Source organism: Streptomyces sp. NPDC098781 (assembly GCF_044759995.1).
In the GTDB taxonomy this organism is placed as follows: domain Bacteria; phylum Actinomycetota; class Actinomycetes; order Streptomycetales; family Streptomycetaceae; genus Streptomyces.
In genome coordinates this window covers 1-14,337 of record NZ_JBIWAK010000016.1, presented here as the reverse complement: position 1 = coordinate 14,337, position 14,337 = coordinate 1, and the positions used below count along the sequence as shown (strand labels likewise).

At 71.6% G+C, this 14,337-nt stretch carries 9 protein-coding genes; 7 read left to right on the top strand and 2 right to left on the bottom strand.

Annotated elements, in window-relative coordinates; all coding sequences use genetic code 11:
- Positions 1-5 precede the first annotated feature (5 nt).
- The gene (locus ACIQWG_RS39455) at positions 6-707 is read left to right on the top strand and encodes a ribonuclease HII (RefSeq protein ID WP_404105545.1); all 702 of its coding nucleotides are present in this window, start codon (positions 6-8) and stop codon (positions 705-707) included.
- Positions 708-775: 68 nt separating this feature from the next.
- Entirely contained in the window at positions 776-1,417 is a 642-nt protein-coding gene (locus tag ACIQWG_RS39450; protein ID WP_404105542.1) for a hypothetical protein, read from the top strand.
- A gap of 374 nt (positions 1,418-1,791) precedes the next feature.
- On the opposite strand, the gene ACIQWG_RS39445 is transcribed toward ACIQWG_RS39450, so the two are convergent.
- Positions 1,792-2,427 carry a hypothetical protein gene (locus ACIQWG_RS39445; RefSeq protein ID WP_404105539.1) on the bottom strand — a complete coding sequence of 212 codons (636 nt, stop codon included), beginning with the start codon at positions 2,425-2,427 and terminating at the stop codon, positions 1,792-1,794.
- A 336-nt stretch (positions 2,428-2,763) separates the two neighbouring features.
- Positions 2,764-4,929, bottom strand: a complete 2,166-nt coding sequence (locus ACIQWG_RS39440; RefSeq protein ID WP_404105536.1) for a RecQ family ATP-dependent DNA helicase — start codon at positions 4,927-4,929, stop codon at positions 2,764-2,766.
- A gap of 187 nt (positions 4,930-5,116) precedes the next feature.
- On the opposite strand from ACIQWG_RS39440, the gene ACIQWG_RS39435 reads away from it, so the two are divergent.
- The 5 genes from ACIQWG_RS39435 (at position 5,117) to ACIQWG_RS39415 (ending at position 14,066) form a co-directional block, all read left to right on the top strand.
- Positions 5,117-6,910, top strand: a complete 1,794-nt coding sequence (locus ACIQWG_RS39435; protein ID WP_404105533.1) for a DUF4192 domain-containing protein — start codon at positions 5,117-5,119, stop codon at positions 6,908-6,910.
- 891 nt (positions 6,911-7,801) lie between these two features.
- Positions 7,802-9,712 (top strand): glycogen debranching N-terminal domain-containing protein, encoded by a 1,911-nt coding sequence (locus tag ACIQWG_RS39430; protein ID WP_404105531.1) that lies wholly within the window; start codon positions 7,802-7,804, stop codon positions 9,710-9,712.
- 438 nt (positions 9,713-10,150) lie between these two features.
- Positions 10,151-10,909 (top strand): NUDIX domain-containing protein, encoded by a 759-nt coding sequence (locus ACIQWG_RS39425; RefSeq protein ID WP_404105528.1) that lies wholly within the window; start codon positions 10,151-10,153, stop codon positions 10,907-10,909.
- Positions 10,910-11,062: 153 nt separating this feature from the next.
- The gene (locus tag ACIQWG_RS39420) at positions 11,063-13,015 is read left to right on the top strand and encodes an ATP-binding cassette domain-containing protein (RefSeq protein ID WP_404105525.1); all 1,953 of its coding nucleotides are present in this window, start codon (positions 11,063-11,065) and stop codon (positions 13,013-13,015) included.
- 163 nt (positions 13,016-13,178) lie between these two features.
- Complete coding sequence (locus tag ACIQWG_RS39415) at positions 13,179-14,066, top strand: FadR/GntR family transcriptional regulator (RefSeq protein WP_404105522.1); 888 nt, start codon at positions 13,179-13,181, stop codon at positions 14,064-14,066.
- The last annotated feature ends 271 nt before the right edge of the window (positions 14,067-14,337 follow it).

Genomic DNA, 14,337 nt, shown 5'->3' with positions numbered 1-14,337 from the left:
GCGCCATGCCGTACGAACCCCCTACTCACACCGTCGAGCGCTCCCTGCGAGCCACGACCGGAGCGAAGATCATTGCCGGTGTCGACGAGGTGGGGCGCGGTGCCTGGGCCGGCCCCGTCACCGTCTGCGCGGCGGTGACCGGACTGCGTCGGCCTCCCGAGGGCCTCACGGACTCCAAGCTGCTCACCATCAAGCGACGCACCGAGCTCGCCGAGGCGCTGCGGACGTGGGTGACGTCGTACGCCCTCGGGCACGCCTCTCCGGAGGAGATCGACGAGCGGGGGATGACGGCCGCGCTGCGCCTCGCCGCGGGGCGCGCGTTGGAAGCCTTGCCGGTCCGCCCTGACGCCGTGATCCTCGACGGGAAGCACGACTATCTCGGGACTCCCTGGAAGGTCCGTACGGTGATCAAGGGCGACCAGTCCTGCGTGGCGGTCGCGGCGGCCTCGGTCATTGCCAAGGTTCAGCGCGACAAAATGATGGCCGAACTGGGTATCGACCATGCAGACTTCGGTTTTGCGGACAACGCCGGGTATCCGTCGCCCGTGCACAAGGCCGCACTGGCGGAGCGGGGACCCACCCCGTACCACCGGTTGTCGTGGGCGTATCTTGATGCGCTGCCCCAGTGGCGGCACCTCAAGAAGGTCCGCACGTGGATGGACGCAAGCGTTCCGGAGATCGAGGGACAGCTCGGCTTCGACTTCTGACGATTTCGTTCGCACTCGTGTGCCACCCGCCGACGCGAGTCGTACCAGCGTTTGATAAAAATCAGCTCATGCCTCTCATTCCCGAGGAGCCTCAGATTCACGAGAGTGCCCAGGGTCCCCGCGCCACTCCGGCCAGTGGCCGTACCGCGCCGACCCCTCGTCCCGTACCCGGCCCGCGTCCCGCGGCTCCGTCGCGTCCCGGTCGACCTGGGCCGGTTCGGCCCGCGCCGCCGGTGCAACGTACGCCGCGCGATGCGGCCGTGGCCAAGCCCGGACCGTCGGGCCCCCCTGCCGCCGCCCCCGCCCCGGTGTCGGCGACCACCCCCCAGATCCAGCTGATCCCCGCCTCGCTCGAAGGCGCCCTCGACGCCGCCGAAGAGGCCGTCGACCTGCTTCTCGACTCGGGCCGTGCCCCGGGCGAGGTGCTGGTGATCACCACCGGCGAACAGCATCCGTGGGCCACCCACGAACTGTCCTTCGGCGAAGCCTCCTACTGGGCACAGCACGAAGCGGGCGACGACGTGTTCTACGCCGACGCTTCCGTCGTGGATCGCGCCGCCGTGCGACCGGTGGTCGTGGTGGCCGTCAACGGCGGACCCGACAACGCTGCTGCCGACGCCCTGCCTCTGGCCCTCAGCCGGGCCGGCGCCCTGCTGATCGTCTGCGGTGACCCGCAGCGGATCAACTCGGTGTTGGGCGCGGGCGTCTGATCCGGTTCGTCCGGCGGGTATTTCCGCGGGACAGCGGGGGATGGGACGCCGCTGAGGCGGCGTCTCCGCACGGCGAGGCCTTCGGCGTGCGCGGAGGACGCGTGAACACGTGCCGTGCGCAGGCGCAGGCGGGTTTTCGGGACACAACGCCGTCCACGACGGACGGCCGTCGGGACCGCGGCGGCCTGGGCCGATCCGCGGAGATCACAGGTGGGCGTCCGTAGTCGCGGCGACGTCGCCGAACGCACGCACGCTCGCTCGGAGTGTCTCGGCTGCCGTTTCGCATACGTCGTACGGCGCGACCGTGACGTCGATCGACATTCTCCCGCTGTGCCGTCGCCGGTCGTTCGTGCCCTGAGCGTACGGCCGTGGTCTCAGCGGGCAGCCGCGCGCCGCAGGACCTCCGAGGCAGCGCCGCCGGTGCGCGGCAACGGGACCGGTGACTCGGATGTGGCGAAGGGCTCCGGTGACGAATCGGCGTTGGGGCGGCGGCCGCCGCGACCGTCGCCGAGGACCTGCCACCCGTCGCTCGTCAACGTGATGTAGGCGCCGCAACGCAGACCGTGCAAGGTGCAGGCGTCACGCAGTCCCCACATCCAGGCGCCGTCCTCCTCCGTCCAACGGGCGTCGCCCTCACGGCAGTAGAGCAGCACGGCAGTCCGCACCGGAGTTCGGCGCCGCAGGTCGTGCGGGATGACTCGGCGCAACTGGGCGAGCAGCGCATTGCGGAACATCCAACCGTCGGCCGGAGCCGGTCGGCGGATGAACGAGGCACTCGCGCACAGCCGTTCCTCGGAATCGAGCACCGCGACGATGGCGGTCGCCGGCCTGGGGCGGTGCCGTGAGTGCAGACCGCTGACGACCTCGCGGGGATTGCGCAGCAGCGGGATGCCCGCCGCTGCCCATTCCGCAGGTTCGAGCATGCGGGCCAAGGGGTTGGCGGATGCGGCGGACAGGTCGGCTGACGTCGACATGGATGCCGCGGAGGACGGAGCGAATCCGAAGGTCACGGTCCTCCCTTCGGCTACGCGCCCATACTGCGGGCGAGGTCTGATTCGGGGGAACGCACACCGCAGAGAGCCCTTCCGGATCACGGACGAGCCGCGCGGGGAGCGGACTCCAATTCTTCCTGTCGAACCTGGATGCGGCAACGAGCAATTGGGGCCACCGACCGATATCTGCTGGTGCGCGGGTTATATCCCTACCCAGTGCATGACTATGGGACACGCGGGGCGACCGTGCGCAACCAGGTCCTACGCCGTGATGTGGACGTACGTCCAGAGTTTGGGGCAGACGCGGTCGCCGCACGTCCGTGCCGGTCGTGATCAACCCCGCCTCGGTCGTGATCACCCCTGCATGGCCAGAACCAACGGCATCACCGCCTGTGCCCCCGCGCGGCGGAGCATGCGCGCCGCGACAGCGAGCGTCCAGCCGGTCTCGGTGAAGTCGTCCACAAGCAGCACAGGCCCCTGGGCCTCGGCGAGGGCCGAAGCGAGGGAGGATGGCACGACCAAGGCGCCGTCGAGGGCTTTCAGCCGCTGCGCACTGTTGCTACGGGAAACCGGCGCCGCTTCCTCGGAGTACTCCAGGGAACCCAGCAGCGGGAGCCTGCCGATCTCCGCGATGCGCGCACTCAGTGAGTTGATGAGCTGAGGCCGGGTGCGTGAGGCGATCGAGACCACGCCGACCGGGCGCGGTGACGCGTCCTGCGCTCCGGAGGCCCAGCCGCCCGGGCCCTTGGCCCAGTCGACCAGGACACCCACGACCGCGTTCGCCACGTCGTCGGGTACGGGGCCGTCCGGGGCCTGGGGCGCCAGCATCGGTCGCAGCCGGTTGCCCCAGCCGATGTCCGACAGACGACCCAACGCCCTGCCCGGCGCTGTCTGTTCACCGGCGGGGATACGGCCCTTGAGGTCGACGCCGATCGCCGGCAGCCCCGTCGGCCACATGCGTCGCGGTTCCACCTCGACCCCTGCCCGGCCGAGGTCGACGCGCGCGGCGTCCAGCGCGGTCGTGGACATGTCGGCGGTGAAGCGGGCGCCCGCACAGTTGTCGCAGCGACCGCACGGCTTGGCCCCCTCGTCGTCGAGCTGACGCTGGAGGAATTCCATACGGCAGCCCGCCGTGGAGGCGTAGTCGCGCATCGCCTGCTGCTCGGTCCTGCGCTGACGGGCGACCCAGTCGTATCGTTCGGCCTCGTACACCCACGGCTCGCCGGTGGCGACCCAGCCGCCCTTGACCCGCCGTACCGCCCCGTCCACGTCGAGGACCTTGAGCATGGTCTCCAGCCGCGACCGGCGCAGTTCGACCAGGGGCTCGAGGGCGGGCAGCGACATGGCCCTGTCCGACCGTGTGAGGACGTCGAGAGTGCGGCGCACCAGGTCCTCGGAGGGGAAGGCCAGCGAGGCGAAGTACTGCCAGATCGCCTCGTCCTCCTGCCCGGGAAGGAGCAGCACCTCGGCGTGCTCGACACCGCGCCCGGCACGACCGACCTGCTGGTAGTAGGCGATGGGGGAGGAGGGCGAACCGAGATGCACGACGAAGCCGAGGTCGGGCTTGTCGAAGCCCATGCCGAGCGCCGAGGTGGCCACCAGAGCCTTGACCCTGTTGCCGAGCAGGTCGTCCTCTGCCTGCTGCCGGTCGGCGTTCTCCGTCTTGCCGGTGTAGGAGGCGACCGTGTGCCCGCGGTGCCGCAGGAAGGCTGTGACCTCTTCGGCTGCGGCGACCGTGAGCGTGTAGATGATCCCCGAGCCCGGCAGATCGTCGAGGTGATCGGCGAGCCACGCCATCCGGTGCGCTGCGTCCGGCAGGCGCAGGACGTTCAGACTCAGGCTGTCCCGGTCCAGTGGACCGCGCAGCACCAGAGCGTCGGAGCTGCCACCCGTGCCGAGTTGCTCGGCGACGTCGGCCGTCACGCGTGCGTTGGCGGTGGCCGTCGTCGCCAGCACGGGCACTCCGGGCGGGAGATCGGAGAGCATCGTGCGCAGCCTGCGGTAGTCCGGGCGGAAGTCGTGACCCCAGTCCGAGATGCAATGCGCCTCGTCCACCACGAGAAGGCCGGTCGCCGCGGCCAGCTTGGGCAGCACCTGGTCCCGGAAATCAGGGTTGTTGAGGCGCTCGGGGGAGACCAGCAGCACATCGACGTCGCCCGACGCGATCTCGCTCTGAATCGTGTCCCATTCCTCGGTGTTGGAGGAGTTGATGGTCCGCGCACGAATGCTGGCCCGGGCCGCGGCCTCGACCTGGTTGCGCATGAGCGCGAGCAACGGCGAGACGATCACGGTGGGGCCGCTGCCACGGGATCGCAGCAGGGACGTGGCCACGAAGTAGACCGCGGACTTGCCCCACCCCGTGCGCTGCACGACGAGGGCCCGGCGTCTGTCGGCGACCAGTGCCTCGATGGCCCGCCACTGGTCCTCGCGCAGGCGGGCTGCGCCCGTGGCGTCCCCGACGAGACGGGCGAGGACCGCGTCGGCCGCCGCCCGTAGATCCGCGTTGCTCGTGTGCTCCATGGGTTCCATACAACAGGACGGGACTGACAAACGGGGGTGAGCGGGTCGCGGCGGCGGGCTCGGGCAGGGCGGTAGAGGGGTGAGGGTGTGCTTGGGGTGGCGGGGTGTTTTCGAGGGTTGTCGTGTCCCTGCTCGGAGTTATCCACAGGGCAAAGCGGAGTCTCGTGATCCGCGAGATCGTCGGCGTATGACGAACCACAGCGGAACGACTGGATCTTCTGACCACGACGACGCCTCGGGCGAGGAGCAGCGCTGGGCCCCTGGAGCCACTGACAGCGCCAACGCCGCCGGTGGCTTGCGTGACGTCTGGGGCGGGCGCGACGTGCAGGGCAGGGACGAGGCGCAGGCGGGGCATGACGTGCAGGACGCAGGGCATGACGTGCAGGACGGAGAGAAGGGCCAAAACGGACCACGTCCCCGTCCCGTAGACCCGCTCGACTGCCCGGTGTACGAAGCACACCTGCCCCAACACCAGGTCACCCTGCGCTCCCCGTCCGAACTGGCCGACGCCCTGCCGTATCTGCTCGGGTATCGCCCGGAGGACAGCATCGTGTTGGTCGCCATCCACGACAAGGACGGCCGCGGCCGCTTCGGCGGCCGGGCGCGGCTTGGCATTCCGGCGAGCGCGGACGACTGGGACGACGCGGCCGGGCAGCTGGCCCATGGACTGGTGACCGGCAGCGAGCGCAGGGGAACACGGCCGGAGGAAATGGTCGCGTTCCTCTGCCAGGAACCGGGCAAGGGCGAGACGGGCCGACAGGTCATGGAACGGCTGCGACCGCTGGCCCAGAAAATGCGGGTCGCGTGCGGAAGCCTGGACGTGCCGGTGATCGAGGCGTTGTGCATCTCCGACGGCCGCTTCTGGTCGTACTGCTGCGACAGGACGGAGTGCTGTCCTGCCGAGGGCCGGCCGATGGGTCTGCCCGGTACGTCGGTACTGGCAGCCGCTGCCGCCTATGCCGGGGTGCGGGTACGAGGCTCACTGCGTGAGTTGCGGGCCAGGCTGCTGCCCTGGGAGAGCGGCCCCGTGCGGGAACAGCAGCACGCTCTCGAAACCGTCGGGGCCGAACTGGTCCACAGGATCATCGACGATGAGAAACGACCGGGCGTGGCAGAGGAGACGCTGGAAGTCGCCGAGCTGCTCCTGAGCCGGTTCGCGACCGCCCCGCCCGTGGCAGGCACGTTCACCGCGGATCTCCGTGACGACGAGCTGATCGGTCACGACGAAGCAGCGAGGCTCATTCACGGTCTCCAGGACCGTGCGATGCGCGACCGGGTGGCCGAGTGGATGGAAGGCGACAAAGCCGAGCCCGCTCTACGACTCTGGCGAGCTCTGGCCCGCCGCTGCGTCGGACCGTACCGCGAGCACGCCGCGGCGCCTCTCACCCTGGCCGGCTGGGTCGCCTGGTCCAGCGGCGACGAGCTGGAGGCCCGGGAGGCACTCGCCATGGCACTCGGCGCCGACTCCGACTACCTCTTCGCCCGTCTGCTGCATCAAGCCTGCAACGAGGGACTGGACCCCGAGTCGATCCGCCGCTGCCTGCGAGCGGAACGCACCGGGCGTGAGCGGACGGACGCAGGGCGGACGCCTGCCTGCCGGCCGGAGAAGGCGGAGCTGGAAGCGAGTGAGGTCGGGGAGCCAGTACGGGGTGATGCGGTGGATGGTGCGTCGACCCCGTCGACCTCAGGGGCGGATGATCAGCGAGGTGCTCGGCGCCCAGCGGGTGCGGTCGGCGGCGTTCCCCGGTCCGTGAGGGCGGCCGGGCGAGGCCGGGGTGCGGGCCGTGCTCGTACGTCTTCCGGTGCACGTCCGGGGTCCGAGCGGCAGGGCGGCACGGCACCGCGTGTGCTGAGGAGTGCGGCTCCGTATGGCGCGAAGGGCACGGCTGCGCGCCTGTCGCGGAAGGGTGCCGCGCGTCGGAATCGGCCCCTCCCCGATGGTGTGCGTTCCGGAAACGCGTGCGCCGAGGGGGACGAGTGAGGCGTGGAGGGCAGTTGGTGACAGCAGCCGCACGGTGAGGTGGTCTGGGGTCGTGACGTCAGTGACATAAGCCGTAGTGGTCAGTTCCACGTGCCGAGTCCGAGCCACCGCAAGCGGCCCGTTTGGTCCGCTGACCTGTGCCTCGGCGCCTCACAGCGCCTGGCCCCACCTGGCGAATCCGACGGACGCATTGGCCCGCTGTCGGGGCCGGCTCATGACGGGCGTGACCCGTAGGGATCTCGCCCCGTTCACCTGAGTGGCGGTACGCCTGGACCGGCCGCACCGCCGTACCGCGCCCGCAACTCCGGATCCCCCAGCCGGCGCCGCACCCGTCTGCGGCGCGATGAGCGCAGAGGAAGCCGCCCCATGTCTCAACCGACTCCGATCTCTCGAGCCGCCGACGAATGCTCGACAACCGGTGGTCCTGTGCCGTCCCAGCGGCAGGATGCGGCGCCGCACGTGGCGCGGGACCGTGCGGGTCAGCGCGCTGCTGGGACTTCCAGTGGTGCTGCCCGAAGCGTCAACCGGGTCTCAGATGCTCCCTGGCGGCCCGCATCAGGCCAAGACGCCGGTCCGGACGGGCAAGGACGTCAAGGACGTGAGGTCAAGCTTCTCCAGCAGCCAGGAAGCCCGAGGAACCCGAACCTCCTGCCCTGGCCTCGGCCGCAACGCCCGCCCTCATCCCCACCCCAACTTCCGCCCTCGTCTGCACTCCTAGGCCCACCCTCAACTACACCCCAGCGCCTCCCCTCATCCCCGCTGCAACGCTCCCCGGCCTCCCCGGTCTCCCCGGCCCCAGGCCAACCTCTGCCCACCCAGCCCCCGCTGGCCCAGCCACCGGCCGCAGGCCGTTCCGCCGCCCTGCCTCCCACCCACAACGCCTTGATCTGCGTGGCGCTGCCCGGGCTCGCAATCTCCACGGACCAGGGCCAGTTGACCGGACGGGGACTCGACGGGATCTACCGCGCGGGCCGGCGCGTCCTCTCGCGCTGTCAGATCCGCGTGGCCGGACGCGAACCCCTCGCAGTCCAGGCCCGGATGACCGCTGCCGACTGCGTCCGCTTCGTGGGGACGCTGCGTACCTCCCCGCAGGCCGGCCCCGACCCGGACGTCGTTGTCGAGCGCACCCGGCATGCCGACGGCACGGAACGGATCACACTGCGCAGCGCGGCCGCCCGCGCTCTGCGGCTTCCGGTCGAGATCGCCTTGGCCACGGATCTTGCCGACCTGGCTGCCATCGCGTGCGGCGACACAGGACCCGAACTCCCGGCTAGCGTGCATGACTCCGGCCTGCGTTGGTCGTGTGCCAAGGGGAATTCCGTGGTCACGGCCGACCCGCCGCCCTCCGAGGCGCTGGCCTCGGCAGGTCTGCTGCGCTGGGAGCTCGAACTGCCCCCGGGAGGCAGTGCGAGCATCGAACTGCGGGTCAGGCCGGCCGGAGCCGGACCTGTCCGCGCCGTGGGCCGGGCCGCGACCGGTGCGCTCGCTCCCGCGCGGGCGGACGGTGACCATCCCGGGGTGGATGCGTTGCTGCGCACGAGCATCGGCGATCTCCAGGCACTCATGGTGCGCGACCCAGCTCACCCCTCCGACACCTACCTGGCCGCCGGGGCTCCCTGGCGTTGCGGCCTGGCCCCGGCCGAGGCCCTCGCCGCCGCCCGGATGAGCCTGCCGTTGGGCACCCGGCTCGCCGCAGGCACGCTGCGCACTCTGGCCCGTGCCCAACTCAGAGTTCAAGGCGGCCAGTTCGGCATGATCCCCGGGCCGAGGCGGGACGCCGGCACACATCTGCCGCCGGGCTGCACGGGCACGGAGGCCACGCTGCTCTTTCCCGCGCTCCTCGCGGAGGCCCGACGCTGGGGGTTGCCCGAACCCGAGATCGAGGAACTCCTCCCAGCCGCCGAGCGCTGCCTGACCTGGCTACGGACCGCTGTGGGAGGCGATGTCTATCTGCCCGACCCTCAACCCGGTGGCCCAGTCCGTTGCGAGACGCAAGCCCATGCCCATCGTGCGGCGCTGCTCGGCGCCGATCTGCTCGACTTCTGTGGCAGACCGGGCGGTGCCGAGCTGCGGCACTGGGCGGGGGCGTTGCGGACGAAGTTCCGTGCCGAATTCTGGATCGACGACCTGGGCGGCGGCAGGCCCGCGGCTGCCCGCACCCCGGACGGACGCTTCGTACCGTATCTGGGGGCTGCTGCCGCCCACCTTCTCGACTCCGGTCTGTTGGGCGGAGGAGAACAAGCACCCGGCCTCCTCGACAAGGTGCAGACCGAACAACTCGCCCGGCTGCTCGGCGGTCCGGCCATGGACTCGGGCTGGGGCCTGCGTGGACTGGGCGCCAAGGAGACGGGACACAACCCGTTCGGCCACCGCAGCGGTGCCGTGAGAGTCCACGAGACGGCGGTCGCGGTAGCCGGCCTAGCCGCCGCCGACTACGAGAAGGAGGCGAGCGCCCTGCTGAAGGGCCTGTTGGCGGCCGCGGGGGCCTTCGGGCACCGGCTCCCCGACATGTACGCGGGGGAGCAGCGCACCGAAGGGAGCGTCCCCCTCCCGCATCCGGCGGCCTGCCGCCCCGCGGCCACAGCAGCGGCGGCCGGGGTGCTGCTGTGTGCGACCCTCGCCGGCCTGCGCCCGGACGCCCCGGCGGGGACGGTCACGCTGCGCCCCATGCGCAGCGCACCTCTCGGCGAGATCGTCCTTACGGGCCTTCGCGTCGCCGGCGCCCCCTTCTCCGTACGGGTCAGCCGGCTTGGCCTCGCCATGGTGGAGGAGGCCGCCGAAGGGCTCCAACTGCGAACGTGAGCCCTCGCGACACCGGGCCGGATTGCAACGCCACGAGCGTGAGCGCCCACCACCCCGGTGCCTGACCACAACGCCGGCGAGCCCGACGCCCTCGCCACACCGACCCTGACCGGGCTGCCCGCAAACCCGGCGCCCTCGTTGCACCGCCTCACCACCCACCCGACCTCACCACACCGACCCTGACCGCACCGCCCGCAAGCCCGACGCCCTCGCATGGCCCCGCCCCACCACCCACCCGACCTCGCCCGACCGCCACCCGACCCCCACCCACTCCACCCCCCCACCCAACCCACCCCCCACCCCGCCCCACCCCACCCCCGACCTGGTACAACGCACGACCTCCACAAAGGTCAAGCCCCACCCAACCGAATTGGATCACCCACCGACCGGCTCGACGAAGGGAGTGTTTATCGTCAGGCAGACGACTATGATCGCCGCATGCCCTACGACCCGTCAGCCTTTCCGCCCTTTGCCGTCACTGTTGACCTGGTCGTGCTGACCGTGCGTCGCCACGCCCTGTGCGCGCTGGCGGTGCGCAGGGGTGAACCGCCGTTCCAGGGGCGCTGGGCACTGCCCGGTGGGTTCGTACGGGCCGACGAGGACCTGGCGCAGGCCGCCGCGCGCGAACTGGCCGAGGAGACCGGGCTGCGTGCCCACGACCCTGTCGGTCCGGCGCAGGACAACGGCGCGCATCTGGAGCAACTCGCGACGTACGGCGACCCCAAGCGGGATCCGCGGATGCGGGTGGTCAGCGTCGCGCACCTCGCGCTGGCCCCGGACCTGCCGGCGCCACGCGCGGGCGGGGACGCCAGCAACGCCCGTTGGGCGCCGGTCGACGAGCTGTTGCAGCAGGGCGGTTTCGGCCGTGACGGGGAACCGGTGGCGCCGCTCGCGTTCGACCACGCGCAGATCCTGGCCGACGGCGTGGAGAGAGCCCGTTCGAAGATCGAGTACTCGTCGCTGGCCACGGCGTTCTGCCCCACCGAGTTCACCGTGGGGGAGCTGCGGCGGGTGTACGAAGCGGTGTGGGGTGTGGCGCTGGACCCCCGCAACTTCCACCGCAAGGTGACGGGTACGCCGGGCTTCCTGGTCCCCACCGGCGGGACCACCACCCGGCAGGGCGGCCGCCCCGCCCAGCTCTTCCGGGCCGGCGGAGCGACGTTGCTCAACCCTCCGATGCTGCGACCCGAGGTCTGACGCGGGAGTCGGGCGCCTCACCGCTCGAGGCGGTCCGCCGCGTCCGAGGCCGGGCCGGAAGTGCGAGCAGGTGGCTGATCGGGCTGATTGTCGCCGGTGCAGCACGCCTTGCCCTACCCGAAAAAACGGACATAGCGCGCTATCTTGCTGCGGGTGATCGAGGCGATCGGACTGACCAGCAACCCTCGCAAGGAGCTTCCCCCCGCCGTCGACGACGTTTCCTTCGAGGCTCGCGCGGGCTGTGTCACCGCGCTCCTCGGAGCGTCGGGCGCGGGTAAGACGACGGCGCTCAGACTCATGCTCGAACTCCAACAGGGCCGTGGCATCACCTTCTTCAGGGGTCGCCCCCTGCACCGCATCGCGCATCCGTCGCGCGAGGTCGGCGTGCTGCTGGGCGACGTACCCGGGCATCCGGCGCGCACGGTGCGCGGGCATCTGCGCATGTTGTGTGCCGCCGCCGGCGTTCCGGTGCGGCGTGCCGACGAGGTCCTGGAGGTGGTCGGCCTAGTCAGCCTGCGTGAAGAGCGCCTGGGCACCCTCTCGCGCGGTATGGACCGCCGCCTCGGTCTGGCCTGCGCGCTGCTGGCCGACCCGCACACCCTCGTGCTGGACGATCCCGCGGACGGGCTCACGACCCGGGAGCGCCGTTGGCTGCACGGAGCGCTGCGCGCCCACGCGGCCCAGGGCGGCACGGTCCTGCTGACCACGGCCGACTCCAAGGAGGCCGCACGCACCGCAGACCGGGTCGTCACCCTGGAGCGGGGCACGCTCGTCGCCGACCAGGACGCCGCCGAGTTCGCACGCACCCGGCTGCGGCCCCGCGTCGCCGTCCGCACCCCGCACGCCTCCCGCCTCGCCGCCCTGCTCAATAGGGACGCGCGCGCGGGGCACCGTTCCGTCGAGGTGGTCCGCGAGACCGGCAACCGGCTCTCGGTGTACGGAAGTACCTGTGCCGCGGTCGGCGAGATCGCGTTCCGCAACGGCATCCTGGTGCACCAACTCGCCGACGAGATCGGCGACATGGGTCCGGACTTCGGCCCCACCGAGGCCGGAGCCGACGATGCCCCGCAGGGGGAGTACCGGGACATCGCCGTGGCCGGCGATCGCAGGCGCAGGTCCGACGCCGCGCCGAGTGAGAGCCGGGAGCGGGGCTCGGCAGGGGAGCCCGCGGTGTCCTCGCAGGCGCCTGCCGGGCAGGCCAGGGCCGCCGTGGACCACGATGCTCAGGAGGAGGCACCAGAGGCCGGCGGGGACGAGTATCCGTCGCACGCCCGCCCATCCGCGTCCGCCCTCGACGGCCTCCCCGATCTGCCGCCCCCCATCTCCGTCCGCCCCGCCCCCAGCCCCCTCCGTCCCCTCCGCTACGAGCTGCGGCGTGCGGCCGGCGTCGGCACCGGGTTCGTCACTGCGGCCGTGGTGCTCGTGGTGTCCGCCCTCACCGCAGTGGTGCTGGCCCGCGTCGGCCACACACCCCGCGCACGCCTGCTGGTCGCCTGGCCGCGGGAGCTCCCGCTGCCGCCCGCCGCGCTGGGGGCCGGGCTGCTCGGCGCGATCGCGTTCGGCGACGAGTTCCGCCACCCCGCCCTGGCGGCGGATCGCGGCACCGTCCCCCGTCGGCTCGGGCTGCTGGCCGCGAAGCTCCTCGTCGCCTCCTCCACGGCCCTGGCGCTGGCCGTCCTCACCCTGGGCTGCGACCTCGAGGTGCTCTATCTCGTCTACGGACGGGAGCTCGCGGAAGTTCCCTCCGACTGGCTCTCGCTCGGCGCGAGTTGGATCGGGCTCGTGGTCGGCTGCGCCTGGGCCGGCGTACTCGCCGCGGGCCTTTTCCGGTCCACCACCGCCGGGCTCGCCGCGGTCGTCACGGTGCCCATCGTCGTCGTACCCCTCGTGCAGAAGGTCCTGGAAGGGCCGTCCGTGCGGACGGCGGCCGGGTTTCCGCTGCGGATGCGGGAGCTGCTCCTGTCGCAGTGGCCGTTCGGGGGAGAGCGGTATCTCGCGGCCGTGGCCCGTGTGATCGGTCAACCCGTGGGCGGCGCACTGACGTTGTCGCTCACCGCCCTGCTCTGCGCCTATCTCTTCACAACCCTGAGGAGCCGGGTCCGATGACGACCGTCCGTGCCGTTCTCGGATCTGTCGTGCTCACAACTCCCCGGGGAAAGCCCATTTCTTTCCGATAAGGCGTCAATTGCGACGGGGTGAGCGATCACCCTTTCGTGTGCTTTTCACCAAAGACCTCAAGGGAGTTGGAGACGACGCCGACAAAAGATGCGTGAGTACCCTTGCGCACACCATGATGACCGCCGCCCGCGCCGCCGACTCCGGACTCGCCGGCTCGGGCGAACTCGACCGCTACCCCTACGCCGAGGCGCCCGTCGCCGACCGCGTCGGATCCTCCGCCTGGGAAGGCTCGGATCCGGAACTGGGCCGGGTCGGCCGACGCGCCGCGGGCAGCCGCGGACGCGGGCTGCACGGCCAACTCGTTCAACAGCTCGGCCAGATGATCGTCTCCGGTGACCTGGGTGCCGACCGCCCGCTCGTGCCGGAGGAGATCGGTCAGCGTTTCGAGGTCTCCCGCACCGTCGTCCGCGAGTCGCTCCGCGTTCTGGAGGCGAAGGGCCTGGTCAGCGCCCGCCCGAACGTCGGCACGCGCGTGCGCCCCGTCAGCGACTGGAACCTCCTCGACCCGGACATCATCGAGTGGCGGGCCTTCGGGCCGCAGCGCGACGACCAGCGCCGCGAGCTGAGCGAGCTGCGCTGGACGATCGAGCCGCTCGCCGCCCGCCTCGCCGCAGGTCACGGACGTGACGACGTCCAGCAGCGGCTCGCCGACATGGTCGAGATCATGGGTCACGCGATGGGCCAGGGTGACGTCCTCACCTTCTCCCGTGCCGACGCCGAGTTCCACTCGCTGCTCATCCAGCTCGCGGGCAACCGCATGCTGGAGCACCTCTCGGGGATCGTCTCGGCCGCCCTCCAGGTCTCCGGTGGCCCGGTGACCGGCTGCGACCGGCCGAACGAGACGTCGCTGGTCCAGCACGGCAGGATCGTCGACGCCCTGGCCGCCGGCGACGGCGCGGCCGCCGAGTCGGCCATGCGCCAGCTGCTCACCGTCCACCCCGAGGTGGAGCGAGTGGTGCCCGCGCCTCGCGAGCACTGACCGCGCACCTGGGTGGTGCGGCCCGGGGTGCCTCCCCCTCCTGTGGCACTCCCGGCCGACCCACCCCCTCCCGGGGGGGGGGGGGGGGGGGGGGGGGGCGGGGGCCGGCGGCGCCGGCGGGGCCGGGGGGGGGGGGGGGGGGGGGGGGGGGGGGGGGGCCCCCCCCCCCCCCCCCCCCACGGCCGGGGTGGAGGCACCTGTGGACGCACCCATGAAGTTCATGCAGATCATCGACTTCGAGACCGAGCGCATCGAAGAGATGCGAGAGCTG

Excerpts from the sequence above, each read along its gene's own strand:
- ACIQWG_RS39455 (WP_404105545.1), top strand. The coding sequence starts at position 6 with ATGCCGTACGAACCCCCTACTCACACCGTCGAGCGCTCCCTGCGAGCC.
- ACIQWG_RS39435 (WP_404105533.1), top strand. The coding sequence starts at position 5,117 with ATGACGAACCACAGCGGAACGACTGGATCTTCTGACCACGACGACGCC.
- ACIQWG_RS39450 (WP_404105542.1), top strand. The coding sequence starts at position 776 with ATGCCTCTCATTCCCGAGGAGCCTCAGATTCACGAGAGTGCCCAGGGT.
- ACIQWG_RS39425 (WP_404105528.1), top strand. The coding sequence starts at position 10,151 with ATGCCCTACGACCCGTCAGCCTTTCCGCCCTTTGCCGTCACTGTTGAC.
- ACIQWG_RS39440 (WP_404105536.1), bottom strand. The coding sequence starts at position 4,929 with ATGGAGCACACGAGCAACGCGGATCTACGGGCGGCGGCCGACGCGGTC.